This is a genomic window from Aquabacterium soli, from assembly GCF_003933735.1.
Classification (GTDB): domain Bacteria; phylum Pseudomonadota; class Gammaproteobacteria; order Burkholderiales; family Burkholderiaceae_C; genus Aquabacterium; species Aquabacterium soli.
Map to the genome: position 1 here is coordinate 147,307 of NZ_RSED01000010.1, position 26,951 is coordinate 174,257.

The following is a 26,951-nucleotide window of genomic DNA, read 5'->3' on the forward strand; positions in this document are numbered from 1 at the left end:
GGCCATCCCTCACAAGCGCGCAAGCTGCTGCAACCTGGCCTCCAGATCGGGCAACCGCGATTGGCTGGCCGCATCTGAAGGCAGATGCCCGGGCAGGGCATCCATGAAGGCCCGCTGCGACATCAATCGCTGGATCTCCGCGGCCAGATAGCGCTTCAACACCTCAGGGGCTTGAACGCACTCTTCCAGCAAAGCCTCACGCCCATCGATCACGCTGATCAGATCACCAAGGTCGTGGCTGAAAAGGTGGTCGTTCTGTCCACGCCCATGGAAGGCTTCCAGTTTTGTTGCAACAAACACCGGGGCTTGAACCATCTGAATCTCGATGCCACTCGGCAGTGCAACCAACACGGCCGATTCCACAGCCAGGGGATACCAACGGTTGCTGAACCCCAGGATGGCCTCCAGCGTTGGCATCACATCCACGGTTGTCTGATCGATGCGCCAACGACAGATGGGCGCATCCGGGCTCATGTCCTGCCTGAAGCCTTGTGCCCGCAACGCCATCTCGATGTCATTGAACTCGGCGCGAGCCAAGACCTGCGCCACCAAGTCCACGTCTTCTGTAGGCCGGATATTCGGCATGGCCGGGTCCGTGATCAGAAGGCCCACCACAGAGCCACCGATGAAGACAAGGCGGCGCCTCAACGCATCGCCCAGGCGATGCGCTACCACCTCCAGCATGGCCACATTGGGATCATTCGGGTTGAGCGCCATGTTCAGTCCGTCCAGCGAGCATCCAGCATCTTGATCGCCAAGGCGCGTTCACGGGGGCTGCCACCACGGATCGCGTCAACCAGCACAAGCAATTCATACAGCGCGGGATTGCGCCCGGCGGCCTCGGGCACGGTTGGATAAAGCGGAATGAACGCCATGCCCCGCACCGATCCGTTCTTGGCTGGCCACACAGGCACAGGCTCGCTGGACTGAACGATCTTGTCCTTCAAAGGTGGTGCCGCGTACGACGTGGGCATGCCGCGGGTCAGTTCCCCCCGGGTTGCGGGAAAGCAGTACCGAGCGCCATGTTGCACGAACAGCCGCAATGACTCCCGAATCACCCGGGGTTTGCCCCGCTCATCCTTGCGGGACAACTGCGCCGTCACCGCCCGCTCTACGGCCGCGTGAATCTCGGAGGCCGTGAGGCTCAGTTCCGCCGACAACCCCGCATACGAAGGCAAGGGCTCATTCTCCAGCGAAAGCCGCAGAAGCACCACCAGATCCTGAGGGCGGAGGGTGACTTGAGGATTGGATCGCACCATGATCGTTGGCCAAGGGTCATTCGCCATTCGCGAATAGAGAATATAACGAATGCGGCAGGGCATGACAAGCACCGCACAGACATGCTTCACACATGACGACCTGTATAGTTTTCTGAGAACTTCGCCTCGATGCCCTTCATGACCCGTCAAATCAGAGAAGCCCTGCTTCTCGTCCTGCTGTCCATCCGCGACATGCTGGCCTCCGCCGGCCCCGTGCTGCTGCTGGCCCTGGGCCTGCTGGCTGCCGCGTACTGGTGGCTGGATCCGCAGCCCCCGCGCACCGTCACGTTGGCCACCGGGCCCGCCGGCAGCGCCTATGCCGAGTTCGGCCAGCGCTACGCCCAGGCCCTGGCACGCGATGGCATCAAAGTGCAGTTGCTGCCCACCCAAGGCCCCGCCGACAACCTGCAGGCCCTGCGTGATCACAAGGCCGACGTGGCCTTCGTGCGCGGCGGCAGCGCCGACATGAGCGACGATGCCGAGCACGGCGTCATGTCCCTGGGCGCCCTGTTCTACGAGCCGCTGTGGCTGTTCTACCGCCCCGCCGCGCTCAACAAGGCCACCACGGCCAGCAAGCCCTCGCCCGCTGCCGACACCACCCGCCTGACCTCGCTGACCCAGTTGCGCGGCCTGCGCGTCAACCTGGACCAGCCCGGCAGCGGCGCCCCCGAGCTGATGACCCGGCTGCTGGAGGCCAACGGCATGATGTCCAACGAGGTCATCGTGAGCCAGTTGGCCCCGGAGGCTGCGGCCCGGGCGCTGCAGGCCGGCCAGCTCGATGCCCTGGTGCTGGTGACCGCGCCCGAATCCCCCGTGGTGCAGCAACTGCTGCAGCAACCCGGCGTGGCGCTGGCCGAGCTGCCGCAGGCCGATGCCCTGGCCCGCCGCTTTCCCTTCCTGCAGACCGTGACGCTGCCACGCGGCATGGTGCACCTGGCCCGTGATCTGCCGCCCGACGACATCCACCTGCTGGCCGCCACCACCGCCCTGCTCACGCACGAAGACACCCACCCCGCCCTGCGCCAGTTGTTCGCGCAGGCGGCGCAACAGATCCACGGTGGATCGGGCTGGTTCAACGGCGCGCGGGATTTTCCGAACACACGCACCAGCGAGCTGCCCGTGAGCCCCGAGGGCGACCGCGCCATCAACGGCACGCCGCCCTTCTACCAGCGCTACCTGCCCTTCTGGGCCAGCAACCTGCTGGAACGCATGTGGCTGGTCATCGGCGGCTTGATCGTGCTGCTGCTGCCCCTGTCACGCGTGGTGCCGCCGCTGTACACCTACCGGGTGCGCCAGCGCGTGTTCCGCTGGTATGCGCGCCTGCGCGAGGTAGAGGCGCGCATGGAAGAAGGTGATGGCGATGCGACCGAGCTGCTGAACGAACTGGACGAGCTGGACCGCGTGGCCAGCCAGATCACGGTGCCGCTGGCGCATGCGGAAGAGGTGTATGCGCTGCGGAGCAACATCGAGAAGACGCGGAGGCGGTTGTTGGGGCGGGGCAGCGTTCCGGCGCTGAAGGAGCAGAGGCATCATGGCTGACATGTCTTCCCGCAAACCCTCTTTGATCAAACGCATCCTGTGGCTGTTGGCGGCCTTGCTGCTCGGTCTGGCCTTGGTCCTGGCCTGGCAAACCTGGCGTTTCCCTTCGCATCAGGTCCACGTCGAACCTCGGCCAGGCGTGGCTGTGGATGTCGACGCGGCGGCCAAACGCCTGAGCGCCGCCGTGCAGCTGCGCACCGTGTGGTCGGCCACCGATGCCAACGCGGCATCCTTCCAGGCCTTGCGCCAGCTCATCGAGACCAGCTACCCGGGTGTGCATGACAAGCTGACTCGGCAGATCATCGGCAAACATGCCTTGCTCTACACCTGGACAGGCACGGATCCGCAGGCCAAGCCCATCGCCCTGCTGGCCCACCAGGACGTGGTGTCCGTGGCGCCGGGCACCGAGGGCGACTGGCAGGTGCCACCCTTCTCGGGCGCGATCCAAGGCGGCTTCATCTGGGGCCGCGGCACCTGGGACGACAAATCCAGCGTGATGGCCATTCTGGAAGCGGTCGAATCGCTGGTGAAGGCCAGCTTCAAGCCGCGCCAGACCATCTACCTGCTCTTCAACGCCGACGAAGAAGTGGGTGGTGACGAGGGCGCGGGGCAGGTGGCCAAGCTGTGGCGCGCGCAGGGCATCAAGCTCGGGTTCCTGCTGGACGAAGGCATGGTGATCACGCATGGCATGGTGCCTGGCGTGAAACCGCCCGTGGCCTTGGTGGGCATGTCGCAGAAGGGCTACCTCACGCTCAAGCTCACCGCCAAGGGGCAGCCCGGGCATTCCAGCCAACCGCCCAAGCGCCATGCGATCGGCGTGCTGGCCGAGGCCCTGCAGCGGCTCGAAGCGCAGCCCATGCCGGGCCGGCTGCAAGGCCTGCCACGCGAGATGATGGAATCGGTGGCGGCAGAAGCCAACGGCCCGATGCGCGTGGTGCTGAGCAACCTGTGGCTGACGCGGCCTTTGATCGAGCGCGAACTGGCCAAGACCCCAGCCGCTGACGCGATGCTGCGCACCACGGCCGTGCCGACCATCTTGAAAGCGGGCGAGTTGGAGAACGTGGTGCCTGGGCTGGCGGCAGCCACCATCAACTACCGGCTGCTGCCCGGCAACACCAGCCAGGATGTGATCCGGCATGTGCAGCAGGTGGTGGAAGGGCTGGACGTGAGCGTGGAACGGCAGCCCAAGGGCACCGAGGCCGCGGCCGTGTCCAGCACGGAGTCAAAGGCGTACCGGGCCTTGGCGCGCAGCCTGCGGGAGCTGCAGCCGGGCACCGTGGTGGCACCGGGGCTGTTGATCGGCGGCACCGATTCCATCCACTTCACGGACCTGGCCGAGACCATCTTGCGCTTCAGGCCGATCCATGTGACGGCCAAGGATCTGGCGCGCTTGCATGGCACGGATGAGCGGATCGGGGTGAAGGAGTATGGGGAGATGATTCAGTTTTATGAGCGGTTGCTGCGGAATCTGAATCCTTGAAGTAAACAAGATCAAGGGGGCTTTGGCTCACGCACGAAGCCACCAGCATCAACGACACGCCGCCCTTCTACCAACGCTTGCAAGCCACGGCTTGCGTTTGAGCACTGTGCCGCGCATATTGCAAGCCATGACTGACAGGCCCCGACTCCCTTACGAACTTGGCAACTTGCTTCGACAACGACGCGAGAGCCTCGGCCTCAGCAAAACGGCCGCCGCTGGGCGTGCTGGCCGTGTCCGCGAGGTGATTTATCGCCTTGAGAGTGGCCAGGAAGCATCCGTGTCATCGCTGTTCGATGTGCTTCGCGCTTTGAACTTGGTCATGCACATTGAGCCGGCTGGGTTGCCCACCATGGAGGAAGTCGCGGCAGCTTTCTACAGGGAAGATGACGATGCTCCCTGAGCGACCTTGGAAATCCAGCCTTGCCGTCATGATGTCATGCGTTCCATCAATGTCGCACATGGCTGGCCAGCACCCTAAAGTCGAACCATTAGGAATTTCCTAATAGTTGCCTCTGAAGCGGTCCTTCACTCCCGGTCCGGCACGGGGCAAGTACGAAACTGCTCTACTGAGGCCACAAACTAAAATCTGCGGTTTCGGCAAGACCGCTGCAGCAGCCAGCGATCAGAAGCAAATTCCCCCGAGACCATGGTCGAAGACATCAAGAAAACCCTCTGGGCCACCGCCGACAAGCTGCGCGCCAACATGGACGCCGCCGAGTACAAGCACTTGGTGCTGGGACTCATCTTCGTCAAGTACATCTCTGACACCTTTGCCGCGCGTCAGGCCGAGCTGCGCCAGCGCCTGACAAACCCTGACGACGAATACTTCTACGGCGACGCTGCCGCAGAGGACATCGACGCCGAGCTCGAAGACCGTGACTATTACAAAGAGGTCAACGTTTTCTGCGTGCCCGAGGTCGCCCGGTGGGAGGCCATCCGCGCGGCGGCCAAACAGCCCACCATCGGCAAGCACATCGACAATGCCCTGAGCCTGATCGAAACCGAAAACCCCAAGCTCAAGGGCATCCTCGACAAGCGCTATGCCCGAGCACAGTTGCCCGACGGCAAGCTGGGTGAGCTGGTCGACCTGATCTCGACCATCGGTTTCGGCACCGATGCCGCCGTGGCCCGCGACGTGCTGGGCCAGGTGTACGAGTACTTTCTCGGCATGTTCGCAAGCGCCGAAGGCAAGCGGGGCGGACAGTTCTACACGCCAGCCAGCATCGTCAAGACCTTGGTGGCCGTGCTGGCCCCGCACCACGGCAAGGTATATGACCCGTGCTGCGGATCAGGCGGCATGTTCGTGCAAAGCGAAAAGTTCATCGAAGCCCACGGCGGCAAGCTGGACGATGTGTCCATCTACGGGCAAGAGGCCAACCCCACCACCTGGCGCCTGGCCGCCATGAACCTGGCCATTCGCGGCATCGACTTCAACCTGGGCCGCGAACCCGCCGACACCTTCACACGCAACCAGCATGCCGACCTGAGGGCCGATTACATCCTGGCCAACCCACCGTTCAACATCAGCGACTGGTGGCATGGCAGCCTGGAGGGCGACCCCCGCTGGCACTACGGCGACCCACCCCAAGGCAACGCCAACTACGCCTGGCTGCAGCACATGCTGCACCACCTCAAATCCACGGGCCGCGCCGGCATCGTGTTGGCCAATGGCTCGATGAGCTCCAGCCAGAACAATGAGGGCGTGATCCGCGCCGCGATGGTGGATACCGACGTGGTGGAAGTGATGGTGGCCCTGCCGGGGCAGTTGTTCTTCAACACCCAGATCCCGGCCTGCTTGTGGTTCCTGACCAAGCAGAAGCAGCGCAAGGGCGAAGTGCTGTTCATTGACGCCCGCAAGCTGGGCAAGATGATTTCGCGCGTGCAGGCCGAATTGGATGATGCGGCGATTGCCCGCGTTGCCGAGACCGTGGCCGCTTGGCGTGGCGAGGTGGAGGAAGGCGCGAGCATCACCACCTATGAAGATGTGCCGGGCTTTTGCCGCAGCGTGCCTTTGGCAGAGATTGCGCAGCACGGCCATGTGCTGACCCCGGGCCGCTATGTGGGCGCCGAAGAAGTGGAAGACGACGACGAGGCCTTTGCAGAGAAGATGCAGAAGCTCACCGAGAAGCTGGGCGAGCAGATGGCCAAGGGTGCCGAGCTGGATGCGTTGATTCGGCAGAAGCTGGGGGGGCTGGGGTATGAGTTCTGAGTGGCCGACAGCCACGATTGAGGATGTCTGTGACCTCATCGTTGACTGCGTGAACAAGACCGCTCCCGTGGTCGCACATGAAACTCCATTCAGGATGATTCGAACTACGAATGTGCGTCACGGTCGAATCGATCTCAGTGAATGCCGATACGTCGAAGAAGACACCTACGAAAAGTGGACTCGCAGAGCCAATTTGCAGCCAGGCGATGTCATCCTGACACGGGAGGCGCCAATCGGTGAGGTTGGTATGGTCAAGGAAGCCGAGGGCGTGTTTCTCGGACAGAGGTTGATGCAGTACCGCGCCAACCCGAAGCTTCTCGATTCCCGCTTTCTCCTGTACACGTTCTTGTCGCCAGCTTTGCAGCACCAATTCGGGAGCCATGAGGGGTCTGGCTCGGTCGTAAGCCACATCCGGGTAGGAGACTGCTTCAAGTTCAAACTCAGCTTGCCTCCCATTGGTATTCAACGAGAGATTGCCTCGACTTTGGGGGCTCTTGACGACCGCATCACCCTCCTGCGCGAAACCAACGCCACACTCGAAGCCATTGCCCAGGCGCTGTTCAAGTCGTGGTTCGTCGATTTCGACCCCGTGCGCGCCAAGATGGCAGGCCATGCCCCCGAAGGCATGGACGAGGCCACTGCGGCGCTGTTCCCTGATGCATTGGAGGAGACGGCGTTGGGCTTGGTGCCGAAGGGGTGGAAGAAGATGCCATTGGCAGATGCTGTCGAGTTCAACCCTCCTCGACCGTTGAAGAAGGGTGCGCTTGCCCCCTACCTGGAAATGGCCAACGTTGCGACCACCGGACATCGCACAGATGTCCCTATCCAGCGTGAATTGGGGTCCGGGACCAAGTTCTGCAATGGCGACACGCTACTGGCGCGCATCACGCCGTGCCTGGAAAACGGCAAGGCTGCATTCGTGGACTTCCTTGCCGACGGCCAGATTGGCTGGGGGTCAACAGAGTTTTTAGTGATGCGACCCAAGAGCACTTTGCCAGACTACTTTGTGTACCTGCTCTGTAAACACCGGCCCTTCCTGGAGTTTGCCATCCAGAGCATGGTGGGCACGAGCGGGCGTCAACGCATTCAAAACGAAGCGCTTAGCCGCTATCTGATTGCTGTACCAACTGATGCTATCGGGATGGCGTTCGGTCAAATGGTTTCAGTCATTCAATCCAGCATCGCAGCCAATGACGAAGAGGCGAAAACTCTGGGAGCCTTGCGTGACACATTACTCCCCCGCCTCATCTCCGGCCAACTCCGCCTGCCTGAGGCCCACGCTCAATTAAAGGCCGCCGCATGAGCGTCCCCTCCCACGACGACATCCTGGCCTTGCTGGATCAACTCAGAGATCACACCGCAGATGATCTCGAAAGCTTCCACCTTGATTTCAAGCTCTCGCACGGGCCCAAGGAAGATCTCAAGGTGGCCAGCGAGTACGCCGTGTGCTTTGCCAATGCGGGTGGCGGTGTCGTGGTGTTTGGGGTGGCCGACAAAATCAAGGGCCGTGCCCAAGCCATCGTGGGCACGCAGGGGCACGATGTGGACATGTTCAAACGCGGCATCTACGATGGCACACGCCCTGGCATCGAAGCAGAGGTGTTCGCGTTGCCCGTACCGGAGGGTACAGGCACCTTGCTGGTGGTCCGCGTGCCCGAGGGGCCACGCAAGCCCTATGGCACGGCAGCCGGCCTGTACAAGCAGCGCGTGGGCAAGCACTGCATGCCAATGGACGGCACGGTGTTCCAGCGTGCGCAGGTGGCCAGCGCGGCACTGGATTGGAGCGGTGAGCCCGCACAGGGCCTGGCGCTGACCGATCTAGACCCACTGCAGATCGAGCGCGCCCGGCAGGTGCTGCGAAGCAAGGCGCCATCGTCTGGCTTGCTGGGCCTCTCTGACACTGAATTCTTGCAAGGGCTTGAGGCGGTGCGTGATGGCCGTGTCACCCACACCGGCCTGCTGCTCTTTGGGCGCCGCGAGGTGTTGGCACGCTGTTGCCCACAAGCGCAGTTCCACTACGTGCTGCACGACAGCGAAACCACCGTGGCCCGCAACGACATCGACCGCCTGCCCTTGCTCGAAGCCGTCGAGCGCATGGAGCAGGTGTTCGTGGGGCCACTGAACCCTGAGAAAGAAATCGAGCTGGGGCTGTTCAAGATGCGCATCCCCCAGTACCCGATCGAAGGCGTGCGCGAAGCTGTGTTGAACGCGTTGACCCACCGGGATTACCTCCACCCGGGCGAGATCCTGGTGAGGCATTCTGCGCAGGAACTGGTGGTCACCAGCCCAGGCGGCTTCGTGGCAGGCATCACCCCAGAGAACATCCTTCGCCATGAGGCCGTGCCGCGCAACCGTACCCTGGCCAATGCGCTGGTCAAGCTGCGGCTGGTTGAGTCGTCCGGCATCGGCCGCAAACGCATCTTCAGGTCAGCCCTGATCTACGGCAAGCGCCGCCCTCAGTACCAGACCGACGGCCACGCGGTTACCTTGCGGTTGTTCAACCGGCAAACCCATGATGCCGTGGCACAGGTGGTGGCGCGCCTTGATGCGGTGGGCGCCGAGGTATCGCTCGACCATTTGTTGGTGCTGGATGCCTTGATGGGGCAATCGTTCATCGATGTGGCCGAGGTCGCTCAGGTACTGCAACTGCCCCGTGATGATGCCAAGCTGGTGCTGGAGGCCATGTGCACCCCCCCTTTGAACTTGCTGGAACGCAAGGGGCACACATCCGCGGCGACCTTTCACTTGGCCAAGGGTGTGGCCACCACCCTGAAAGGCAAGGCTGCGTACACCCGCACGCGCGGGTTGAATCCCGTGCGTTACGCTGAACTGGTCCGTGAGTACCTCAAGGATCACCAGCGCATCAACAACACCCAGTTGAGGGAACTGCTGGGCTTGGGAGATTCGCCGTCAGCCAAGGTCGAAGCCTCAAGGCTTTTCAAGAAATGGAGCCAGGAAGATGGCTTCTTGCACAAGCAAATGGAAAAGGGGAAACCTTTTTACACCTTGCGTTGAGCTACTAAAGGCAGTGGCAAGCATTTAGCAAGTGTTTAGCAAATGCTAAACACCCCGTTTAAACACAATAAAATCAACAACTTGCGGTTTGCTTTTGCTAAACACTCTGTGAACAGTGCGAAGAAAGCAGAAATCAAAGTCTGTCCATTTAAACTTGTAACCAAACCGCATACAAAAATCGCCAAGGCATGACGCAAGGGAGCCCATGACCGAAGATCAGCTCGAACAAGAAGCACTGAGTTGGCTCATCGAGGTTGGCTATACGCATCTTCATGGCCCTGACATCGCGCCCGATGGCACGAGCCCTGAACGCGATTCATACCGCCAAGTACTTTTGCCACGGCGCCTGCGCGATACCATTGCCCGCCTGAATCCGCACCTCCCCCCGGCCGCCCAGGAAGATGCCTTCCAACAGGTCCGAGACCTGGGCACCCCCGCCTTGCTGTCGGCCAACCAGCATTTCCACAGGCTGCTGGTGGCCGGCGTGCCAGTGCAGTACCAACAAGATGGCGAAACCCGGGGTGACTTCACCCGCCTGATCGATTGGGCCGATGCCACCGCAAACGAATGGTTGGCCGTCACCCAGTTCACCGTCAAGGGCCCGCGCCACACGCGCCGCCCTGACATCATCCTGTTCCTCAACGGCCTGCCCGTGGTGCTACTAGAGCTGAAAAACCCGGCCGACGAGCAAGCCAACATCTGGAAGGCCTACGACCAGATCCAGACCTACAAGGAGCAGATCCCGGATGTGTTCCAGTACAACGAGGTGCTGGTGGCATCGGATGGCTCCGAAGCACTGATGGGCTCGCTGTCGAGCAACGCCGAGCGCTTCATGGCATGGCGCACCATCGACGGCGTCACGCTCGACCCGCTGGGCCAGTTCAACGAGCTGGAAACCTTGGTGCGAGGCGCGTTGGCCCCCACCTATTTGCTGGACTACTTGCGCTACTTCGTGCTGTTCGAGGACGACGGTGGCCTGATCAAGAAGATCGCTGGCTATCACCAGTTCCACGCCGTGCGCGCAGCCATCGAGCAGGTGGTGGCCGCCTCTCGCCCAGGCGGCACGCACAAGGGTGGTGTGGTCTGGCATACCCAGGGCAGCGGCAAAAGCATCACCATGACCTGCTTCGCGGCGCGGGTGATGCAAGAGCCGGCCATGCAGAACCCTACCATCGTGGTCATCACCGACCGCAATGACCTGGACGGCCAGCTCTTCGGCGTGTTCAGCCTGGCGCAAGACCTGCTGCGCGAACAGCCCGTGCAGGTTGAAACCAGGCAAGACCTGCGCGCCAAGCTGACCAACCGGCCTTCTGGTGGCATCGTTTTCGCCACCATCCAGAAGTTCATGCCGGGCGAGGACGAAGACACCTTCCCGCTGCTCTCCAACCGCAGCAACATTGTGGTGATTGCTGACGAAGCACACCGCACGCAGTACGGCTTCGAGGCCAAGCTCAAAACGGTCAAACGCAAGGTAGGCAAGGCCGATGGGGAGTCGTCGGCACTGACGACGGGCGGCGAAGCCAGCTCGGTGGTCCCCACCAACTTCGTCCTTCCCTCGTACAAGGTCGAGAAGGCTGTGACCACCGAGGCTCATAAGTACCAGGCTGGCTACGCGCAACACCTGCGCGATGCCTTGCCCAACGCGACTTTCGTAGCCTTCACCGGCACGCCCGTGTCCAGCGAAGACCGCGACACCCGGGCCGTGTTTGGCGACTACATCCATGTCTACGACATGCAGCAGGCCAAGGAAGATGGCGCCACCGTGGCCATCTACTACGAGAGCCGTCTGGCCAAGCTCAGCCTGAAGCAGGAAGCGTTGCCCCACCTCGATGAAGAGGTGGATGAACTGGCTGAAGACGAAGAGGAAAGCACACAGGCCAAGCTCAAAAGCCGCTGGGCCGCCCTGGAAAAGGTGGTGGGGGCAGAGCCTCGCGTGACAGCAGTAGCAGCCGACCTGGTCAAGCACTTTGAAGAGCGCAACAAGGCGCAGAATGGCAAAGCCATGGTGGTGGCCATGAGCCGAGACATCTGCGTGCACCTGTACGACGAGATCATCAAGCTGCGCCCTGACTGGCATGACGCAGACCCGGAGAAGGGCGCAGTCAAGATCGTGATGACCGGCTCGGCCAGCGACAAGGCCTTGCTGCGCCCCCACATCTACAGCGGCCAAGTCAAAAAGCGGCTGGAGAAGCGCTTCAAAGACCCGGCCGACCCGCTGCGTCTGGTGATCGTGCGCGACATGTGGCTGACCGGCTTTGATGCACCGTGCGTACACACCCTGTACGTGGACAAGCCCATGAAGGGTCACAACCTCATGCAGGCCATTGCCCGCGTGAACCGCGTGTTCAAGGACAAGCAAGGCGGCTTGGTGGTCGATTACATCGGCATCGGCAACGAGCTGAAAGCCGCCATGAAGGAGTACACAGCCAGCAAGGGCCGTGGCAAGCCGACCGTGGATACCCACGAAGCCTATGCTGTGCTGGAAGAAAAGCTCGACGTGCTGCGCGCCATGCTGCACGGCTTTGACTACAGCGGCTTTCTCACGGGTGGGCACAAGGTGCTGGCCGGTGCAGCCAACCACATCCTGGGGTTGAAAAGCGAAGGCCAACGCGACGGCAAAAAGCGCTTTGCTGACACAGCCCTGGCCATGAGCAAGGCCTTCACGCTTTGCTGCACGCTGGATGAAGCCAAGACCGTCCGCGAAGAAGTGGCCTTCATGCAAGCCGTGAAGGTGATCCTGACCAAGAAGGACATCACCCAGCAAAAGAAGACCGATGAGCAGCGCGAGCTGGCCATCCGTCAGATCATCGGTTCGGCAGTAGTGTCTGACAGCGTGGTGGACATCTTCGATGCTGTGGGACTGGACAAACCCAACATCGGCCTGCTGGATGACGAGTTCCTGGCGCAGGTGAAGAACCTGCCCGAGCGCAACCTCGCTGTGGAGCTACTGGAGCGTCTGCTCGAAGGCGAAATCAAGAGCCGCTTCGCCACCAATGTTGTGCAGGAGCGCAAGTTCTCTGAGCTGCTTGGTAACGTCATCAAGCGCTACCAGAACCGTTCCATCGAAACCGCCCAGGTGATGGAAGAACTGGTGGAGATGGCCAAGAAATTCCGTGAGGCAACCTTACGCGGCGAAAGCCTGGGCCTGAGCGACGACGAGGTGAAGTTCTACGACGCGCTGATCACCAACGAATCAGCGGTGCGAGAGCTGAGCGACGAGACGCTCAAGAAGATCGCCCATGAGCTGACCGAAAGCCTACGCCAGAACATCAGCGTGGACTGGGCTCAGCGCGAGAGCGTTCGGGCCAAGCTGCGCTTGATGGTCAAACGCATCCTGCGAAAGTACAAGTACCCACCTGACTACGCCGACGCGGCTGTGGACTTGGTACTCACACAAGCCGAGAAGATCGGAGAAGCGTGGGTATAGCACCTGTGCGATTAAGGCACGGTACTTGGCGGCCTTAGGCGACATACACCGTCTTCCGCTCTGCCTCCACCTGAGAGCGCAGGTACGGGTTCTTGAGGGCCGCCTGCGTCAGCAGATCCACCGGTCGGTGGAACAGTTGCTCCAGTCCTTCCTTGAGCACGAAGTAGTGCTCCGCATAGTCGGCGGGCTGTGCTGCTTCAAGCTCGACCAAAAAGTCCAGGTCACTGCTGGCCTCGGAGAAATCATCCCTGACGGCTGATCCAAACACGTCCAACCTGCGCGCATGGGCACGGCGGCAGAGTTCCGCCAGTGCCTCACGCTGCTCCAGGATGAACGCTTGGATGGCCACGATGAATCAAACGTCGATGTTCGCCGCCCGCAACGCATTGCTCTCGATGAAATCCCGACGAGGCTCCACCTCATCGCCCATCAGCATCGTGAACACCTTGTCGGCCTCGATCGCATCCTCGATCTGCACACGCAACAGGCGGCGCACTTCCGGATCCATCGTGGTCTCCCACAGCTGCTCGGGGTTCATCTCGCCCAGGCCCTTGTAGCGCTGGCGGCCCACGCTGTTCTCGGCCTGGCCGATCAGCCAGTCCATGGCGGCGCGGAAATCGCTCACCTTGATTTCCTTGGCCTTCTCGCCCTCACCGCGGCGCACCACGGCATCCGGCCCCAGCAGGCCCTTGAAGGTGATGCCCGCGCGGCTCAGGGCTTCGTAATCAGCCCCATGCACAAAGTCAGCATTGATCACGCTGTACTTCGTGTTGCCGTGGAAGATGCGGCTGATGCGCAGGATGTGCTTGTCGGTGCGGGTGTCGAACTCGGCCGTGACCACGGCGTTCTGCAATGCACCCTGCAGCGCGGTGGCCGATTGCTCGGCGGCTTCCAGGGTGTCCAGGTTCAGTGTCAGGCCGTTGGCAATCGCGCGCAGCGCTTCGATGTCCATCCAGTTGCCCAGGCGCTCGGTCACGGCGTTGGCCGTCACGTAGGCGCGGGCCAGGTCCACCAGGGCATCGCCAGCGATGGCGGGCTTGCCCCCGCCCGATCCTTCAGGCTCCACCACGGCGCCGTCCAGGGCCACCTTCATCAGGTACTCGTCCAGCGCATGGGCATCCTTCAGGTACTGCTCCTGCTTGCCGTGCTTCACCTTGTACAGCGGCGGCTGCGCGATGTAGATGTGGCCGCGCTCCACCAGCTCGGGCATCTGCCGGAAGAAGAAGGTCAGCAGCAGCGTGCGGATGTGGGCGCCGTCAACGTCAGCATCGGTCATGATGATGATGCGGTGGTAGCGCAGCTTGTCGGGGTTGAAATCATCGCCCCCCGCGCCGCGGCCGATGCCCGTGCCCAGCGCCGTGATCAGCGTGAGGATTTCGTTGCTGGTCAGCAGCTTTTCGTAGCGGGCTTTTTCAACGTTCAGGATCTTGCCGCGCAGCGGCAGGATCGCCTGGAACTTGCGGTCGCGGCCCTGCTTGGCGGAGCCACCGGCGGAGTCACCCTCCACGATGTAGATTTCGCAGAGTGACGGATCCTTCTCCTGGCAGTCGGCCAGCTTGCCGGGCAGGCCCAGGCCGTCGAGTACGCCCTTGCGGCGCGTCATCTCGCGGGCCTTGCGGGCGGCTTCGCGGGCGCGTGCGGCCTCCACGATCTTGCCGCAGATGATCTTGGCGTCGATCGGGTTCTCGAGCAGCCAGTCGGTCAGCAGGCGGCTGACGATGTCTTCCACCGGCGCGCGCACTTCGCTGCTCACCAGCTTGTCCTTGGTCTGGCTGCTGAACTTGGGCTCAGGCACCTTGACCGACACCACGCAGGCCAGGCCTTCGCGCATGTCGTCACCGGCCACCTCGACCTTGGCCTTCTTGGCCAGCTCGTTGTCTTCGATGTACTTGTTGATCACGCGGGTCATGGCCGCGCGCAGGCCTGTCAAATGGGTGCCGCCATCCCGCTGGGGGATGTTGTTGGTGAAGCAGAGCACGTTCTCGTTGTAGCTCTCGTTCCACTGCATGGCCACTTCAACGCCCACGTTGGTGCCGTGATCGGACACCTTGTCGCCCATGGCGTGGAAGATGTTGGGGTTCAGGGTGTTCTTGCCCTTGTTGATGAACTCCACGAAGCCCTTGACCCCGCCGGCGTAGGCGAAGTTGTCTTCCTTGTTGTTGCGCTCATCGACCAGGCGGATCTTCACGCCGTTGTTCAGGAAGCTCAGCTCGCGCAGGCGCTTGCTGAGGATCTCGTAGTGGAAGTCGATGTTGGTGAAGATCTCTTCATCGGGCAGGAAGTGCACCTCGGTGCCGCGCTTTTCCGTATCGCCCGTGATGCGCATGGGGCTGATCTCGAAGCCATCGCGCATTTCCAGCAGGCGATCCTGAGGCACGCCCTTGCGGAACTCGATGAAGTGCGTCTTGCCTTCGCGGCGCACGGTCAGGCGCAGCCACTTGCTCAGCGCGTTCACGCACGACACGCCCACCCCGTGCAGGCCGCCCGACACCTTGTAGCTGTTCTGGTTGAACTTGCCGCCGGCGTGCAGCTCGGTCAGGGCGATCTCGGCCGCACTGCGCTTGGGCTCGTGCTTGTCGTCCATCTTGACGCCGGTGGGGATGCCCCGCCCGTTGTCGGTGACGCTGATCGAGTTGTCGGTGTGGATGGTGACGACGATGTCGTCGCAGTGGCCGGCCAGGGCTTCGTCGATGGAGTTGTCGACCACCTCGAAAACCAGGTGGTGCAGGCCGGTGCCGTCGGATGTATCACCGATGTACATGCCGGGCCGCTTGCGCACCGCCTCCAGGCCTTCCAGGATCTGGATGCTGCCTTCGCCATAGCCAGCCGAGATCTGCGCTTCGGTTTGAGGCGCGGGTTGCTCAGGTTGCTGGTCAGGGATCGGAGTGGTGTCGCTCATGTCGGGCCCGGGAAAGAAAAGAGCCCCGAAGACGGTCTTCAGGGCTCTGACATTTTAGCCTTTTTAGGGGGCATTTGCCCCGGGCAGGGCTGTCTCAGATCCGCATCGGCATCACGACGTACTTGAAGCCTTCGAACTCCGGGTTCGTGATCAAGGCCGAGCTGTTGGCGTCGTGCAATGACACGGTCACCATGTCCTGGCTCATGTTGGCCAGCACGTCCATCAGGTAGCCCACGTTGAAGCCGATCTCGAAGCTGTCGCCGCCGTAGTCGATCTCGAGCTCTTCCTTGGCCTCTTCCTGCTCGGCGTTGCTCGAAGCAATGCCCAGCACGCCCGGCGCGAAGTTCATGCGCACGCCCTTGAACTTTTCGGACGTGAGGATGGCGGCGCGCTGCAGGCTGGCCAGCAGGGTGGCACGGCCCAGGGTGATGTGGTTCTTGTGGTTCTTGGGGATGACGCGGTTGTAGTCAGGAAACTTGCCCTCGACCAGCTTGGTGACGAACTCCAGGCCGCCAAAGGCGAACTTGGCCTGGTTGCCGGCAAAGCGCATCTCGATCTGAGCCTCTTCGCCCTCGGCGGCCTTGCCGTCGTCCTTCAGCAGGCGCTGCAGCTCCAGCACCGTCTTGCGCGGCAGGATCACCTCCTGCTTGGGCATGTCCACGTCCAGGTTGGCCTGGGCCAGGGCCAGGCGGTGGCCGTCGGTGGCCACCAGGGTCAGGCTCTTGCCTTCCGCCACGAACAGGATGCCGTTGAGGTAGTAGCGGATGTCGTGCACGGCCATGGCGAAGTGCACCTGGCCGATCAGCAGCTTGAGCGTCTTCTGGGGCACGCTGAAGGCGGGTCCGAAATCCGCAGCCTCCTGCACCAGGGGGAAGTCTTCGGCCGGCAGCGTCTGCAGCGTGAACTTGCTCTTGCCGGCCTGCAGCGTCAGCTTGGTCTGGTTGGCCGTGAGCGACACGGTCTGGTCGCTGGGCAGGCTCTTGAGGATGTCGCCCACCTTCTTGGCGCCCACGGTGACGGCGTAGTCGCCTTCGTCACCACCCAGCTCGGCCGTGGTGCGGATCTGGATCTCCAGGTCGCTGGTGACCAGTTCGATCTGCGGGCCCTTCTTGCGGATCAGCACATTGGCCAGGATGGGCAATGTGTGACGGCGTTCGACGATCCCGCTGACCGATTGCAGGGCCGAGAGAACTTTTTCCTGGGCTGCTTTCAACACAATCATTTCATTCTTTCAAATTGGTCGTCGTAGTAGAGGGCCGCTTTTTCTGTGCACAACCGTATTTTGTCCTGATCCATCAAGGGTTTAGGGTCGGGACAAGCTTGTGGGCCACACACCTCGTCGTTTTGGGGACAACAGACAACAACTTGGGCAAAACGCGAAGGGCTGTGGACAAGGGGTGGCTTGTCCTTTTTTTATCCACAACGTTGTTGGCTTGACATCCTCTCAGAAATCGGGGTGGCTGCCATGACAGCCCTCTCAGCGCTGATTCTCAACCCTTGAGCGTCTGTTCCAGCACGTGCAGCTGCTGGTTCAGCTCGGTGTCCTTGGCGCGCTCGCCACCGATCTTGCGCACGGCGTGCAGCACGGTGGTGTGGTCGCGGCCCCCGAACAGCTCGCCGATCTCGGGCAGGCTCTTCTGGGTCAGTTCCTTGGCGAGGTACATGGCGATCTGGCGCGGGCGGGCGATGCTGGCCGGGCGCTTCTTGCTGTACATGTCGGCCACCTTGATCTTGTAGAAATCGGCGACCGTCTTCTGGATGTTCTCGACGCTGATCTGGCGGTTCTGGATGGACAGCAGGTCTTTCAGGGCCTCGCGCGCCAGGGTGATCGTGATCTCCTTGTGGCTGAAGCGGGCGAAGGCCAGCACCTTGCGCAGGGCGCCTTCAAGCTCGCGCACGTTGGCGCGCACGTTCTTGGCCACGAAGAAGGCGACGTCCTCGGGCATGGCAATGCCCTCCTGGTCGGCCTTCTTGATCAGGATGGCCACGCGCATTTCCAGCTCGGGCGGCTCGATGGCCACCGTGAGGCCGGCGTCGAAGCGGGAGGTCAGGCGCTCATCGATGTTGGCCAGGCCCTTGGGGTAGGTGTCGCTGGTCATGATGATGTGTGCCTTCTTGGCCAGCAGGGCCTCGAACGCGTTGAAGAACTCTTCTTGCGTCCGGTCCTTGCCCGCAAAGAACTGCACGTCATCGATCAGCAGCAGATCCAGGCTGTGGTACTTGGCCTTGAGCTCGTCAAACGTCTTGCGCTGGTAGTTCTTGACCACGTCGGAGATGAACTGCTCGGCGTGCAGGTACAGGATGCGCGCGTCGGGCTTGTCGGCCAACAGGGCATTGCCCACGGCGTTCATCAGGTGGGTCTTGCCCAGGCCCACGCCGCCGTAGATGAACAGCGGGTTGTACATGTGGCCGGGGGCGCCGGCCACGTGCAGGGCGGCGGTGCGTGCCATCTGGTTGGCGCGGCCGGGCACCAGGTTGTCGAAGGTGAGCCCCGGGTTCAGGCCCATGACCTGCGGGTGGCCGTTGCGGCGTTGTCCGCCATGCAGGCCGACCACGTTGTGCGGGTGCTCGCCCTGCTCGCTCAGCACCACGGTGTGCGGGCCGGCGCTGGGCGGCAGCGGGTTGATGCCGCCCTGGTAGTTGCCAGAGGCGCGGGCGGCCAGTGCGTTGGGCGGCAAGGCCGTGCCCATGGTGCCCAGGCTGTGCGGGCCCTGGGCATTGGGCGGCATCATGCTGGGGGCCGCGGGGCGCGCCATCGCCGGGCGGGCGGCCATGCTGATGTCCAGGCGCACCGGGCCATCGCTCACGCTGGCCAGGATGGCTTCTAGGCGAGTGCTGTACTGCGTGCGGATCCAGTCGAGGATGAAGCGGTTGGGCACGCGCACGTTGAGCACCGTGGTGTCGCCATCGCGCTGCACATCGGCAGGCGGCAGCGGACGGATCCAGGTGTTGTACTGCTGTTCTGGGAGTTCGGCGCGCAGCTTCTCGCAGCACTGGGCCCAGACGGCGTCCGGGCTGAAGTTGGGTGCCATCGGGGCACTGGGATCGACGCTGGAATCGGCGGCACTCATGTTGTGGACAAGTCCTTCCTTGGGCCGCAGATTCTACGCTGGCGCAGGGCAGTTTCCGACAGGTTATCCACAGACTTTGGCCTTGCGACCTGTGGCGATAACCCATTGACGGCTTGGGCGACTTCTGCTGTAATCCCGGGTTCGACCCGTTGTGAGTTAGGTGCGCCCTTGTCTGGCGCCCGGGCTTGCGGTGTGTCGGTACATGGCTTTCGGCAATCGATTCGCAAGCTGTCAACAAACCCGGTCTCGCATGGCGCCTTCGGTGCATGAAAGCCCGGAACATGAAAAACCCCTTCGTGGTCCGTTCGAACACCCGCCCCGGCGCCTGCCGGCTGTGTGGGCTTGATCGGGCGGCCGGGGGACTGAAGGATTCATCATGAAGCGTACTTACCAACCGTCCAAGACCCGCCGCGCCCGCACCCACGGCTTCCTGGTCCGCATGAAGACCAAGGGTGGCCGCAAGGTCATCAACGCCCGCCGCGCCAAGGGCCGCCAGCGTCTGGCTGTCTGATCGTCACCCGACGATGAGATGAGGCCGCCGGGCCGCTCCCACGCCTTGTTCGTGGGCGGCACGCATGTGGGTCTTGCCTCGACAGGCTGCATGGAGGTGCCCAGGAAACCCCTGGCGCTGCTCGGGCAGCCTGAATTTTTTGGATGGTTCCGAAAATCATCAGCAGCGCCGTGACCAGTCCTTGGCTCAGCCCCTTGGCTTTGCGGCCCCGCCTGTGCTCGGCCGATTTCCAGCAAGCCCTGGGCACACGGCCCGTGGCGCGCAGCGCGCATTTTTCCGTGCATTTCGCCGAGCCGTCGCTGGCGCGGCGTGCCCCCCGGACCACGGGGGACACGGTGCCTGAAGCCGACTTGTCAACAGGCCCCACCTCCGAGGTGGTCGAGCCTGTGGATGAAGTGCGCACTCACCACCACCGTGTGTGGCGGTTGGGGCTGGTCTTGCCCAAGCGCATGGCCAAGCGATCGGTCACCCGGTCGCTGATCAAGCACCAGGCCCGCCAGCTCTGGCGTGAGCATGCCGCTGCGCTCGAGCAGGCCGGTTGGCTCAGTGCCGAGCGCCCGGCGGGCAACTGGGTGCTGCGCCTGAAAGCGCCCTGGCCCGTCAAGGATTACCCCAGCGCGGCTTCCGAGCCGCTCAAGCTGGCGGTGCGCGCCGAGCTGCAGGCCATGCTGGCCCACTGCGTGAAAGCAGGGTGGCGCCGATGAAGCCCGTGCTGTGGTTCTTGTGGCTCAAGCAGGCCGGCGCCGCCTTGTCGCGTCTGGTCAATGCCTTGTTGATCGGGCTGGTACGGGGCTACCGCTTCTTCCTGAGCCCCTGGCTCGGGTCGGCCTGCCGTTTCACACCCACCTGTTCAGCCTACGCGCTCGATTCTTTGCAGCGACATGGCCCTGTGGCGGGCACTTATCTGACCGCGCGGCGTCTATTGCGCTGTCACCCGGGCTGCCCGGGTGGCCATGACCCGGCCCCTGAGCAGGCGCCGCGGCTGTTTTCTTTCCTGTCTTCCAATTCTTCTACGCCTAAAGCACCCCGCCCATGAATGATATGCGTCGGACCATTCTGTGGTCAGTCTTTGCGTTCTCGCTGCTGATGCTGTGGGACGGCTGGCTGCGCCACACCGGTCAGCCCTCCATGTTCGCGCCCGCGCCGGCGGCCTCCGTGGCCGAAGCGGCGTCTGGTGCGGCCAACCCCGCCTCAGGCGCCACGGATGCCGGATCGGTGCCCACGCCTTCGGGCACCGGTGCCAACAATGCGGGCGTGCCCGTGGCTGCCGCCACCGCCGCCTCGGGCGCCGTGCCGGGCGCCGCACCGGCCGCCCCACGCCAGCAACTGGTGCTGACCACCGACGTGCTGCGCGCCACGGTGGACACGCAGGGCGGCAACCTGGTCAAGGTGGAGCTGCTCAAGTACACCGACCAGGACCACCCTGAAAAACAGGTGCTGGTGCTGGACCCGGCCCACTCGTACGCAGCCCAGTCGGGCCTGGTGGGCGCCGCAGGCACCGACCTGCCCAACCACACCTCGGCCATGGCCCCGGTCACGGCCGAGCGGACCCTGGCCGATGGCCAGGATGCCCTGGTGCTCAAGCTCGAATCGGCCCCGATCAACGGCGTCAAGCGCGTGCTGACCTACAGCTTCCCGCGCGGCGGCTATGTGGTCGGTGTCAAGCAGGAGGTGGTCAACACCTCGGGCACCACGGTGCGCCCGCAGGTGTATGTGCAGCTGGTGCGTGATGGCGTGGTGCCGCATTCGTCCGGCTTCTTCGGTGCACCCACCTCATATGTGGGCCCGGCCTTCTACACGGCCAACTCCAAGTTCAAGAAGGTGGAGTTCAAGCACATCGACGACAACAGCACCGAGTTCGACAAGACGGCCAACAACGGCTGGGTGTCGGTGGTGCAGCATTACTTCGCGTCGGCCTGGCTGAACACGCAAGATACCTCGCGCGAGTTCTTCGCGCGCAAGCTGGGCCCCAACCTGTATGCCGTGGGCATGCTGTTCAACCTGGGCGATGTGGCCGGTGGCCAGAGCAAGGCCTTCGAGTCGCAGCTCTACGTGGGCCCGCAGGAAGAGAAAAAGCTCGAAGCCCTGGCCCCCGGCCTGGAGCTGGTCAAGGACTACGGCCTGGTGACCATCCTGGCCAAGCCGCTGTTCTGGCTGCTGTACTACATCCACAGCGTGCTGCAGAACTGGGGCTGGTCCATCGTGGCGCTGGTGGTGCTGCTCAAGGCCGCCTTCTACTGGCTCAACGCCAAGGCCTACCGTTCGATGGCCAAGATGAAGGCCATCAACCCGCGCATCCAGGAGATGCGTGAGCGCCTGAAGGACAAGCCGCAGCAGATGCAGCAGGAGATGATGAAGATTTACCGCGAGGAGAAGGTCAACCCGATCGGCGGCTGCCTGCCGATCATGATCCAGATCCCGGTGTTCATCGCGCTGTACTGGGTGCTGCTGTCGTCTGTCGAGATCCGCAACGCCCCGTGGATCGGCTGGATCACCGACCTGTCGGTGAAGGACCCGTACTTCGTGCTGCCGCTGCTGATGACCCTGTCCACGCTGCTGCAGACCTGGCTGAACCCCACGCCGCCGGACCCGCTGCAGGCCAAGATGATGTGGATCATGCCGCTGGTGTTCTCGGTGATGTTCTTCTTCTTCCCCGCCGGCCTGGTGCTGTACTGGCTGACGAACAACATCCTGTCGATCGCCCAGCAGTGGATGATCAACAAGCAGATCGAAGGGGCAACCCAGAAGGCCTGATCGGCCATCTGGTTCCCCCGCACAAAGGGCCCCATCCGGGGCCCTTTTTTCATGGCCGCGTGACCACGGTAAACGGTGTGCTTGTTTGCGATGCACCTTTTGTATGCAATCAGCGCACGCTTTTGTATGCAATTTATTTGTGCATTTGTATGCAATCTGGTGCGCCACGCGCGGTGACGAGGCGTTTTGGCCCTGAAAAGGGGACGAAATCCTTTGAAAACCAGCCAAAACAGGTTGGCACACCCATTGCGTTACAGACCTCACCGGCCACCCGGCCGCAGGAGGTCTCCCGATGTCCCTTGCACCGACGATTGAAGCGCAGCGCCTGGCCACGATGGCCGCGCAGGCCGACCTCGAACTGACCGGTCTGGTCAAACGCTATGGCGAAGGCGCTTCGGCCCCCGTGGCCGTGGACCACATCGACCTGAAGATCAAGGCGGGCCACTACTGCTGCCTGCTCGGCCCCTCAGGCTGTGGCAAGACCTCCACGCTGCGCATGATCGCCGGCCACGAGGACGCCAGCGCAGGCGACATCGTGCTGGGTGGGCGCAACATCACGCACCTGCCGGCCTCGGCCCGCGGCACCTCGATGATGTTCCAGAGCTATGCGCTGTTCCCGCACCTGAGCGCGCTGGACAACGTGGCCTTCAGCCTGAAGATGCGCGGCATGGGCAAGGCCGAGCGCCATGCCAAGGCGCAGGACCTGCTGCAACGCGTGTCGCTGGGCCATCTGGCGCAGCGCAAGCCGGCCGAGCTGTCGGGCGGGCAGCAGCAGCGTGTGGCACTGGCCCGCGCGCTGATCACCGAGCCGCGCGTGCTGCTGCTCGATGAGCCGCTGTCGGCGCTCGACCCGTTCCTGCGCATCAAGATGCGTGCGGAGCTGAAAGGCTGGCAGAAGAGCCTGGGCATGACCTTCATCCACGTGACCCACTCGCAGGAAGAGGCCATGGCCCTGGCCGACCAGGTGGTGGTGATGAACGCCGGCCGCATCGAGCAGAACGGCACGCCGCACGAGATCTTCAATGCGCCGCGCACCGAGTTCGTGGCGCGCTTCATCGGTGGGCACAACGTGATCGCAGCCGCAGGCGAACGCCTGGCCGTGCGCACCGACAAGACCCGGCTGAGCCGCGAGACCGAGGCCGGCGTCCCGTTGGGCAGCAGCCTGGACGCCACCGTGACCGGCGTCGAATACCAGGGCACCTATGTGCTGCTGACCCTGCAGTCGGGCGGGCAGGACAGCAACGAACTCAACGTGATGCTCAGCGAAGCGGCCTACCAGGCCACCCCCTGGCAGCCCGGCGACCCGGCGCGCGCGCACTGGGACGCCCACGACGTGCACCGCCTGGCGGCCTAGCCCTTCCCCTTCTTCTCTGTGTTTTCTGGTGTCGCGCCTGGCGCGACGCCCTGGCCTTCTGTTGCCTTCTTCTTTCCATTCGACCACGTCCATCACCCCTTCTTTCCTGGAGCCTGCACCATGTCCCACTCGACCGATGACTCACTGAAGAACGCCCTGCCCACGCTGGAGGCCTCGCGCCGCACCGTGCTCAAGACCGGCCTGATGGGCGCCACCGGCATCCTGGCCACGGGCCTGGCGCCCGCCGTGCACTCGGCCGACAAGATCACGCTGCGCTACCTGGGCACGGCCGTGAACCAGGACAAGACCATCGCCGAGAAATTCGAGGCCGACACGGGCATCAAGGTGCAGTACATCCCCGTGACCACGGACGATGTGACCAAGCGCGCCGTGACCGCGCCCAACAGCTTCGACCTGATCGACACCGAGTACTTCAGCCTCAAGAAGATCATCCCCACGGGCAACCTCAAGGGCATCGACGTCAAGCGCATCAAGAACGCCGACAAGATCACATCGCTGTTCACCAAGGGCGAAGTGGCCGGCAAGAAGGTGGGCGACCAGGGCACCGCGCCCAAGAAGGTGATGTTCCTCGAAGCCGAGAAGTCGAAGAAGTTCGCCACCAGCCCGACGCAGTTCATGACCCTGATCCCCACGGTCTACAACGCCGACACGCTGGGCATCCGCCCCGACCTGATCAAGCGCCCCATCACCAGCTGGAAGGAGCTGCTGAACCCCGAGTTCAAGGGCAAGGCCGCCATCCTCAACATCCCCTCCATCGGCATCATGGACGCGGCGATGGTGGTCGAGGCCATGGGCATCTACAAGTACCCCGACAAGGGCAACATGACCAAGAAGGAGATCGACCTCACGATCAAGACCTTGATCGAAGCCAAGAAGGCCGGCCAGTTCCGCAGCCTGTGGAAGGATTTCAACGAGTCGGTGAACCTGATGTCCTCCGGCGAGGTGGTGATCCAGTCGATGTGGTCGCCCGCCGTGACGGCCGTGCGCACCAAGGGCATTGCCTGCACTTTCCAGCCGTTGAAAGAGGGCTACCGCGCCTGGGCCGCCGGCTTCGGCGTGCCGGCCACGCTGAGCGGCAAGAAGCTCGATGCAGCCTACGAGTTCATCAACTGGTTCCTCGACGGCTGGGCCGGCGCCTACCTGAACCGCCAGGGCTACTACAGCGCCGTGCTGGAGACCGCCAAGGCCAAGATGGAAGCCTATGAGTGGGCTTACTGGATGGAAGGCAAGGCCGCCAGCCAGGACATCAAGTCGCCCACTGGCCAGGTGCTGGCCAAGGCCGGCGAGAAGCGCGATGGCGGCAGCTACGAAGACCGCATGGGCGGCATCGCCTGCTGGAACGCGATCATGGACGAGAACACGTACATGGTCCAGAAGTGGAACGAGTTCGTGGCCGCGTGAGGCGGGCCGCGCACCTGATCCCGAAGCGCGCGGCGCATGTCCGGCGCCGCGCATCCCTCCCCTTAGTCGATCCCTTGTTTCCCCACATCCTGGAGTGACCTTTCCATGAAGCACCTTTCCCTTCGTTCGCCTCTCCTCGCCATGGCCGTGCTGGCGGCCTGCAGTGCCGCACAGGCCCAGTCGTCCGTGACGCTGTACGGCGCGCTCGGCCTGGACGTGGTCAGCGCGAGCAATGTCTACACCGGCGCCACCAAGAAATCGCAGCTGCTGATCGAGGACAACGCCATCGTGAACTCTCGCATCGGCCTGCGCGGCACGGAAGACCTGGGCGGTGGCCTGAACGCCGTGTTCGGCCTGGAATCCACCGTGCACCCGGACACCGGCACGGCCGGCAACACCAGTGCCTACTGGAACCGCGGCGCCTTCGTCGGCCTGACCGGCAGCTTCGGCTCGATCAAGATCGGCCACCAGTGGGACGTGTCCGATGACCTGATGGGCAACTACTTCGTGTTCGCCTACTACTCGCCCTTCTTCTTCAGCGGCTTCGGCTCGCTGAGCAACTACTACGACAACGCGATCAAGTACAGCTCGCCCAAGATCGGCGGCTTCGAGGGCGGCCTGTTCTACGCGCTGGGCGAGAAGACGGTGAGCGGATCGGCCGGCAACTTCGCGCAGGCGGTGGGCACGTACACGGCGGGCCCCTTCAGCATAGGCCTGGTGGGCGACACGCTCAAGGCCGACGACGGCAGCGGCAACAAGGACGAGATGTGGGCCCTGGGTGCGGCCTACAACTTCGGCCCGGTCAAGCTGCGTGGCGGTTTTGCACGCACCGACGTCGAGATCGGCACGCCCTTCAAGGCCAACCTGATCGATGTGGGCGTGGACGTGCCCTTCAGCAACGTGGCGGGCATGTCGGCCGATTTCGTCAAGAAGGACGTGAAGAGCTCGGACGACGACACCGAGTACGTGCGCCTGCAGGGCTACTACAGGCTGTCCAAGCGCACCTCGCTCAACAGCAACCTGATCTTCCTGAAGAACTCGGGCAATGCGGATTTCGTCTGGTACGGCGATGGCTCGCCGGGCCAGAAGCAGACCATCTTCACCGTGGGCATCACCCACGCGTTCTGAACCCGCGGAGAACGGCATGAAATCACCCCCCTCCTGGTTGCAGGCCTTGCCCATGGGCGGGGTGTTCCTGCTGTTCTTCGCGATGCCGCTGCTGCTCATCGTGGCCGTGAGCTTCTGGCCCCAGAACGAGTACACGCTGGAGCCCGGCTTCACGCTGGACAACTACACCACGCTGTTCAGCGGCTGCGGCAGTACCGATGAGCTGTGCGTCACGGTCAAGACCTACCTGTCCACCCTGAAGTTCTGCTTCCTGGTGTGGCTCGCCACGCTGGTGCTGGGCTTCACGCTGGCCTATTTCGTGGCCTTCCACGTGCCCAGCCTGGCGGCGCAGACGGTGCTGTTCACCATCCTGACCATTCCGTTCTGGACCTCCAACGTGATCCGCATGATCTCGTGGATCCCGCTGCTGGGGCGCAATGGCCTGGTCAACCAGAGCCTGATGGGCGCGGGCATCACCGACCACCCGCTGGACTGGCTGCTGTACTCGGATTTCTCGGTGGTGCTGGCCTTCGTGCACCTCAACACCACCTTCATGATGGTGCCGATCTTCAACTCGATGATGAAGATCGACCGCTCGCTGCTGGAGGCCGCCGACGACTGCGGCGCCACGGCCTGGCAGACGCTGTGGAACGTGGTCGTGCCGCTGTGCCGCACGGGCATCCTGATCGGCTCGATCTTCGTGATCACGCTGGTGATGGGCGATTTCGTCACCGTGGGCGTGATGGGTGGCCAGCAGATCGCCTCGGTCGGCAAGACCATCCAGGTGCAGACCTCCTACCTGCAGTTCCCACTGGCCGCGGCCAACGCGGTGGTGCTGCTGGCGGTGGTGCTGCTCATCATCGCGGCGCTGAACCGCCTGGTCGATCTGCGCAAGGAGCTCTGA

General features: G+C 63.1%; 20 protein-coding genes and 2 pseudogenes. 16 read left to right on the forward strand and 6 right to left on the reverse strand.

The window, feature by feature from the left end:
• Positions 1–9 precede the first annotated feature (9 nt).
• The gene (locus tag EIP75_RS14220; protein ID WP_233584864.1) at positions 10–717 is read right to left on the reverse strand and encodes a nucleotidyl transferase AbiEii/AbiGii toxin family protein; all 708 of its coding nucleotides are present in this window, start codon (positions 715–717) and stop codon (positions 10–12) included.
• A gap of 2 nt (positions 718–719) precedes the next feature.
• Positions 720–1,322: a hypothetical protein gene (locus EIP75_RS14225; protein WP_199758594.1), complete on the reverse strand. Its 603-nt coding sequence runs from the start codon at positions 1,320–1,322 to the stop codon at positions 720–722.
• A gap of 75 nt (positions 1,323–1,397) precedes the next feature.
• On the opposite strand from EIP75_RS14225, the gene EIP75_RS14230 reads away from it, so the two are divergent.
• The 8 genes and pseudogenes from EIP75_RS14230 to EIP75_RS25030 all read left to right on the forward strand — a co-directional run.
• Positions 1,398–2,798 carry a TAXI family TRAP transporter solute-binding subunit gene (locus tag EIP75_RS14230; RefSeq protein ID WP_125243942.1) on the forward strand — a complete coding sequence of 467 codons (1,401 nt, stop codon included), beginning with the start codon at positions 1,398–1,400 and terminating at the stop codon, positions 2,796–2,798.
• Positions 2,791–4,278: a M20 family peptidase gene (locus EIP75_RS14235; RefSeq protein WP_125243943.1), complete on the forward strand. Its 1,488-nt coding sequence runs from the start codon at positions 2,791–2,793 to the stop codon at positions 4,276–4,278. Before EIP75_RS14230 ends, EIP75_RS14235 begins: the two co-directional genes overlap by 8 nt.
• Before the next feature lie 127 nt (positions 4,279–4,405).
• Positions 4,406–4,678, forward strand: coding sequence for a helix-turn-helix domain-containing protein (locus EIP75_RS14240; protein ID WP_125243944.1), 273 nt, complete (start codon positions 4,406–4,408; stop codon positions 4,676–4,678).
• A 246-nt stretch (positions 4,679–4,924) separates the two neighbouring features.
• A complete protein-coding gene (locus EIP75_RS14245) occupies positions 4,925–6,487 on the forward strand; it encodes a class I SAM-dependent DNA methyltransferase (RefSeq protein ID WP_125243945.1) in 1,563 nt (520 codons plus the stop codon).
• A 49-nt stretch (positions 6,488–6,536) separates the two neighbouring features.
• The gene (locus tag EIP75_RS14250) at positions 6,537–7,790 is read left to right on the forward strand and encodes a restriction endonuclease subunit S (RefSeq protein ID WP_233584865.1); all 1,254 of its coding nucleotides are present in this window, start codon (positions 6,537–6,539) and stop codon (positions 7,788–7,790) included.
• The gene (locus EIP75_RS14255) at positions 7,787–9,502 is read left to right on the forward strand and encodes a DUF8451 domain-containing protein (RefSeq protein WP_125243947.1); all 1,716 of its coding nucleotides are present in this window, start codon (positions 7,787–7,789) and stop codon (positions 9,500–9,502) included. The genes EIP75_RS14250 and EIP75_RS14255 overlap by 4 nt, the downstream gene beginning before the upstream one ends.
• 205 nt (positions 9,503–9,707) lie before the next feature.
• Positions 9,708–11,876, forward strand: a pseudogene (locus EIP75_RS14260) (type I restriction endonuclease subunit R); the annotation flags it as partial.
• A gap of 66 nt (positions 11,877–11,942) precedes the next feature.
• A pseudogene (locus EIP75_RS25030) lies at positions 11,943–12,929 on the forward strand (DUF3387 domain-containing protein); the annotation flags it as partial.
• 34 nt (positions 12,930–12,963) lie between these two features.
• On the opposite strand, the gene EIP75_RS14265 reads toward EIP75_RS25030, so the two are convergent.
• From EIP75_RS14265 to dnaA, 4 genes are all read right to left on the reverse strand, one after another.
• Entirely contained in the window at positions 12,964–13,278 is a 315-nt protein-coding gene (locus tag EIP75_RS14265; protein WP_125243949.1) for a nucleotidyltransferase family protein, read from the reverse strand.
• 6 nt (positions 13,279–13,284) lie between these two features.
• Positions 13,285–15,828: a DNA topoisomerase (ATP-hydrolyzing) subunit B gene (gyrB, locus tag EIP75_RS14270; protein ID WP_125243950.1), complete on the reverse strand. Its 2,544-nt coding sequence runs from the start codon at positions 15,826–15,828 to the stop codon at positions 13,285–13,287.
• 94 nt (positions 15,829–15,922) lie between these two features.
• Entirely contained in the window at positions 15,923–17,050 is a 1,128-nt protein-coding gene (gene dnaN / locus EIP75_RS14275) for a DNA polymerase III subunit beta (protein ID WP_125243951.1), read from the reverse strand.
• Positions 17,051–17,318: 268 nt separating this feature from the next.
• Complete coding sequence (gene dnaA, locus EIP75_RS14280) at positions 17,319–18,860, reverse strand: chromosomal replication initiator protein DnaA (RefSeq protein WP_125244004.1); 1,542 nt, start codon at positions 18,858–18,860, stop codon at positions 17,319–17,321.
• 415 nt (positions 18,861–19,275) lie between these two features.
• On the opposite strand from dnaA, the gene rpmH reads away from it, so the two are divergent.
• The 8 genes from rpmH (at position 19,276) to EIP75_RS14320 (ending at position 26,951) form a co-directional block, all read left to right on the forward strand.
• A complete protein-coding gene (rpmH, locus tag EIP75_RS14285) occupies positions 19,276–19,410 on the forward strand; it encodes a 50S ribosomal protein L34 (RefSeq protein WP_125243952.1) in 135 nt (44 codons plus the stop codon).
• A 143-nt stretch (positions 19,411–19,553) separates the two neighbouring features.
• Positions 19,554–20,114 carry a ribonuclease P protein component gene (locus EIP75_RS14290; RefSeq protein ID WP_125243953.1) on the forward strand — a complete coding sequence of 187 codons (561 nt, stop codon included), beginning with the start codon at positions 19,554–19,556 and terminating at the stop codon, positions 20,112–20,114.
• A 53-nt stretch (positions 20,115–20,167) separates the two neighbouring features.
• On the forward strand, positions 20,168–20,446 hold the full coding sequence (yidD, locus tag EIP75_RS14295) for a membrane protein insertion efficiency factor YidD (protein WP_125244005.1): 279 nt from the start codon (positions 20,168–20,170) through the stop codon (positions 20,444–20,446).
• On the forward strand, positions 20,443–22,164 hold the full coding sequence (yidC, locus tag EIP75_RS14300) for a membrane protein insertase YidC (RefSeq protein ID WP_125243954.1): 1,722 nt from the start codon (positions 20,443–20,445) through the stop codon (positions 22,162–22,164). The genes yidD and yidC overlap by 4 nt, the downstream gene beginning before the upstream one ends.
• A gap of 292 nt (positions 22,165–22,456) precedes the next feature.
• Entirely contained in the window at positions 22,457–23,518 is a 1,062-nt protein-coding gene (locus tag EIP75_RS14305) for an ABC transporter ATP-binding protein (protein ID WP_233584866.1), read from the forward strand.
• 120 nt (positions 23,519–23,638) lie between these two features.
• Entirely contained in the window at positions 23,639–24,940 is a 1,302-nt protein-coding gene (locus EIP75_RS14310; RefSeq protein ID WP_125243955.1) for an ABC transporter substrate-binding protein, read from the forward strand.
• A gap of 105 nt (positions 24,941–25,045) precedes the next feature.
• Complete coding sequence (locus tag EIP75_RS14315; protein ID WP_125243956.1) at positions 25,046–26,068, forward strand: porin; 1,023 nt, start codon at positions 25,046–25,048, stop codon at positions 26,066–26,068.
• 16 nt (positions 26,069–26,084) lie between these two features.
• A complete protein-coding gene (locus tag EIP75_RS14320; protein ID WP_233584867.1) occupies positions 26,085–26,951 on the forward strand; it encodes an ABC transporter permease in 867 nt (288 codons plus the stop codon).

What these genes read in the sequence shown, in the direction of transcription:
- EIP75_RS14220 (WP_233584864.1), bottom strand. Translation starts at nt 717, where the DNA reads ATGGCGCTCAACCCGAATGATCCCAATGTGGCCATGCTGGAGGTGGTA.
- EIP75_RS14225 (WP_199758594.1), bottom strand. Translation starts at nt 1,322, where the DNA reads ATGCCCTGCCGCATTCGTTATATTCTCTATTCGCGAATGGCGAATGAC.
- EIP75_RS14230 (WP_125243942.1), top strand. Translation starts at nt 1,398, where the DNA reads ATGACCCGTCAAATCAGAGAAGCCCTGCTTCTCGTCCTGCTGTCCATC.
- EIP75_RS14235 (WP_125243943.1), top strand. Translation starts at nt 2,791, where the DNA reads ATGGCTGACATGTCTTCCCGCAAACCCTCTTTGATCAAACGCATCCTG.
- EIP75_RS14240 (WP_125243944.1), top strand. Translation starts at nt 4,406, where the DNA reads ATGACTGACAGGCCCCGACTCCCTTACGAACTTGGCAACTTGCTTCGA.
- EIP75_RS14245 (WP_125243945.1), top strand. Translation starts at nt 4,925, where the DNA reads ATGGTCGAAGACATCAAGAAAACCCTCTGGGCCACCGCCGACAAGCTG.
- EIP75_RS14255 (WP_125243947.1), top strand. Translation starts at nt 7,787, where the DNA reads ATGAGCGTCCCCTCCCACGACGACATCCTGGCCTTGCTGGATCAACTC.
- gyrB (WP_125243950.1), bottom strand. Translation starts at nt 15,828, where the DNA reads ATGAGCGACACCACTCCGATCCCTGACCAGCAACCTGAGCAACCCGCG.
- dnaN (WP_125243951.1), bottom strand. Translation starts at nt 17,050, where the DNA reads ATGATTGTGTTGAAAGCAGCCCAGGAAAAAGTTCTCTCGGCCCTGCAA.
- dnaA (WP_125244004.1), bottom strand. Translation starts at nt 18,860, where the DNA reads ATGGCACCCAACTTCAGCCCGGACGCCGTCTGGGCCCAGTGCTGCGAG.
- rpmH (WP_125243952.1), top strand. Translation starts at nt 19,276, where the DNA reads ATGAAGCGTACTTACCAACCGTCCAAGACCCGCCGCGCCCGCACCCAC.
- EIP75_RS14290 (WP_125243953.1), top strand. Translation starts at nt 19,554, where the DNA reads ATGGTTCCGAAAATCATCAGCAGCGCCGTGACCAGTCCTTGGCTCAGC.
- yidC (WP_125243954.1), top strand. Translation starts at nt 20,443, where the DNA reads ATGAATGATATGCGTCGGACCATTCTGTGGTCAGTCTTTGCGTTCTCG.
- EIP75_RS14305 (WP_233584866.1), top strand. Translation starts at nt 22,457, where the DNA reads ATGTCCCTTGCACCGACGATTGAAGCGCAGCGCCTGGCCACGATGGCC.
- EIP75_RS14310 (WP_125243955.1), top strand. Translation starts at nt 23,639, where the DNA reads ATGTCCCACTCGACCGATGACTCACTGAAGAACGCCCTGCCCACGCTG.
- EIP75_RS14315 (WP_125243956.1), top strand. Translation starts at nt 25,046, where the DNA reads ATGAAGCACCTTTCCCTTCGTTCGCCTCTCCTCGCCATGGCCGTGCTG.
- EIP75_RS14320 (WP_233584867.1), top strand. Translation starts at nt 26,085, where the DNA reads ATGAAATCACCCCCCTCCTGGTTGCAGGCCTTGCCCATGGGCGGGGTG.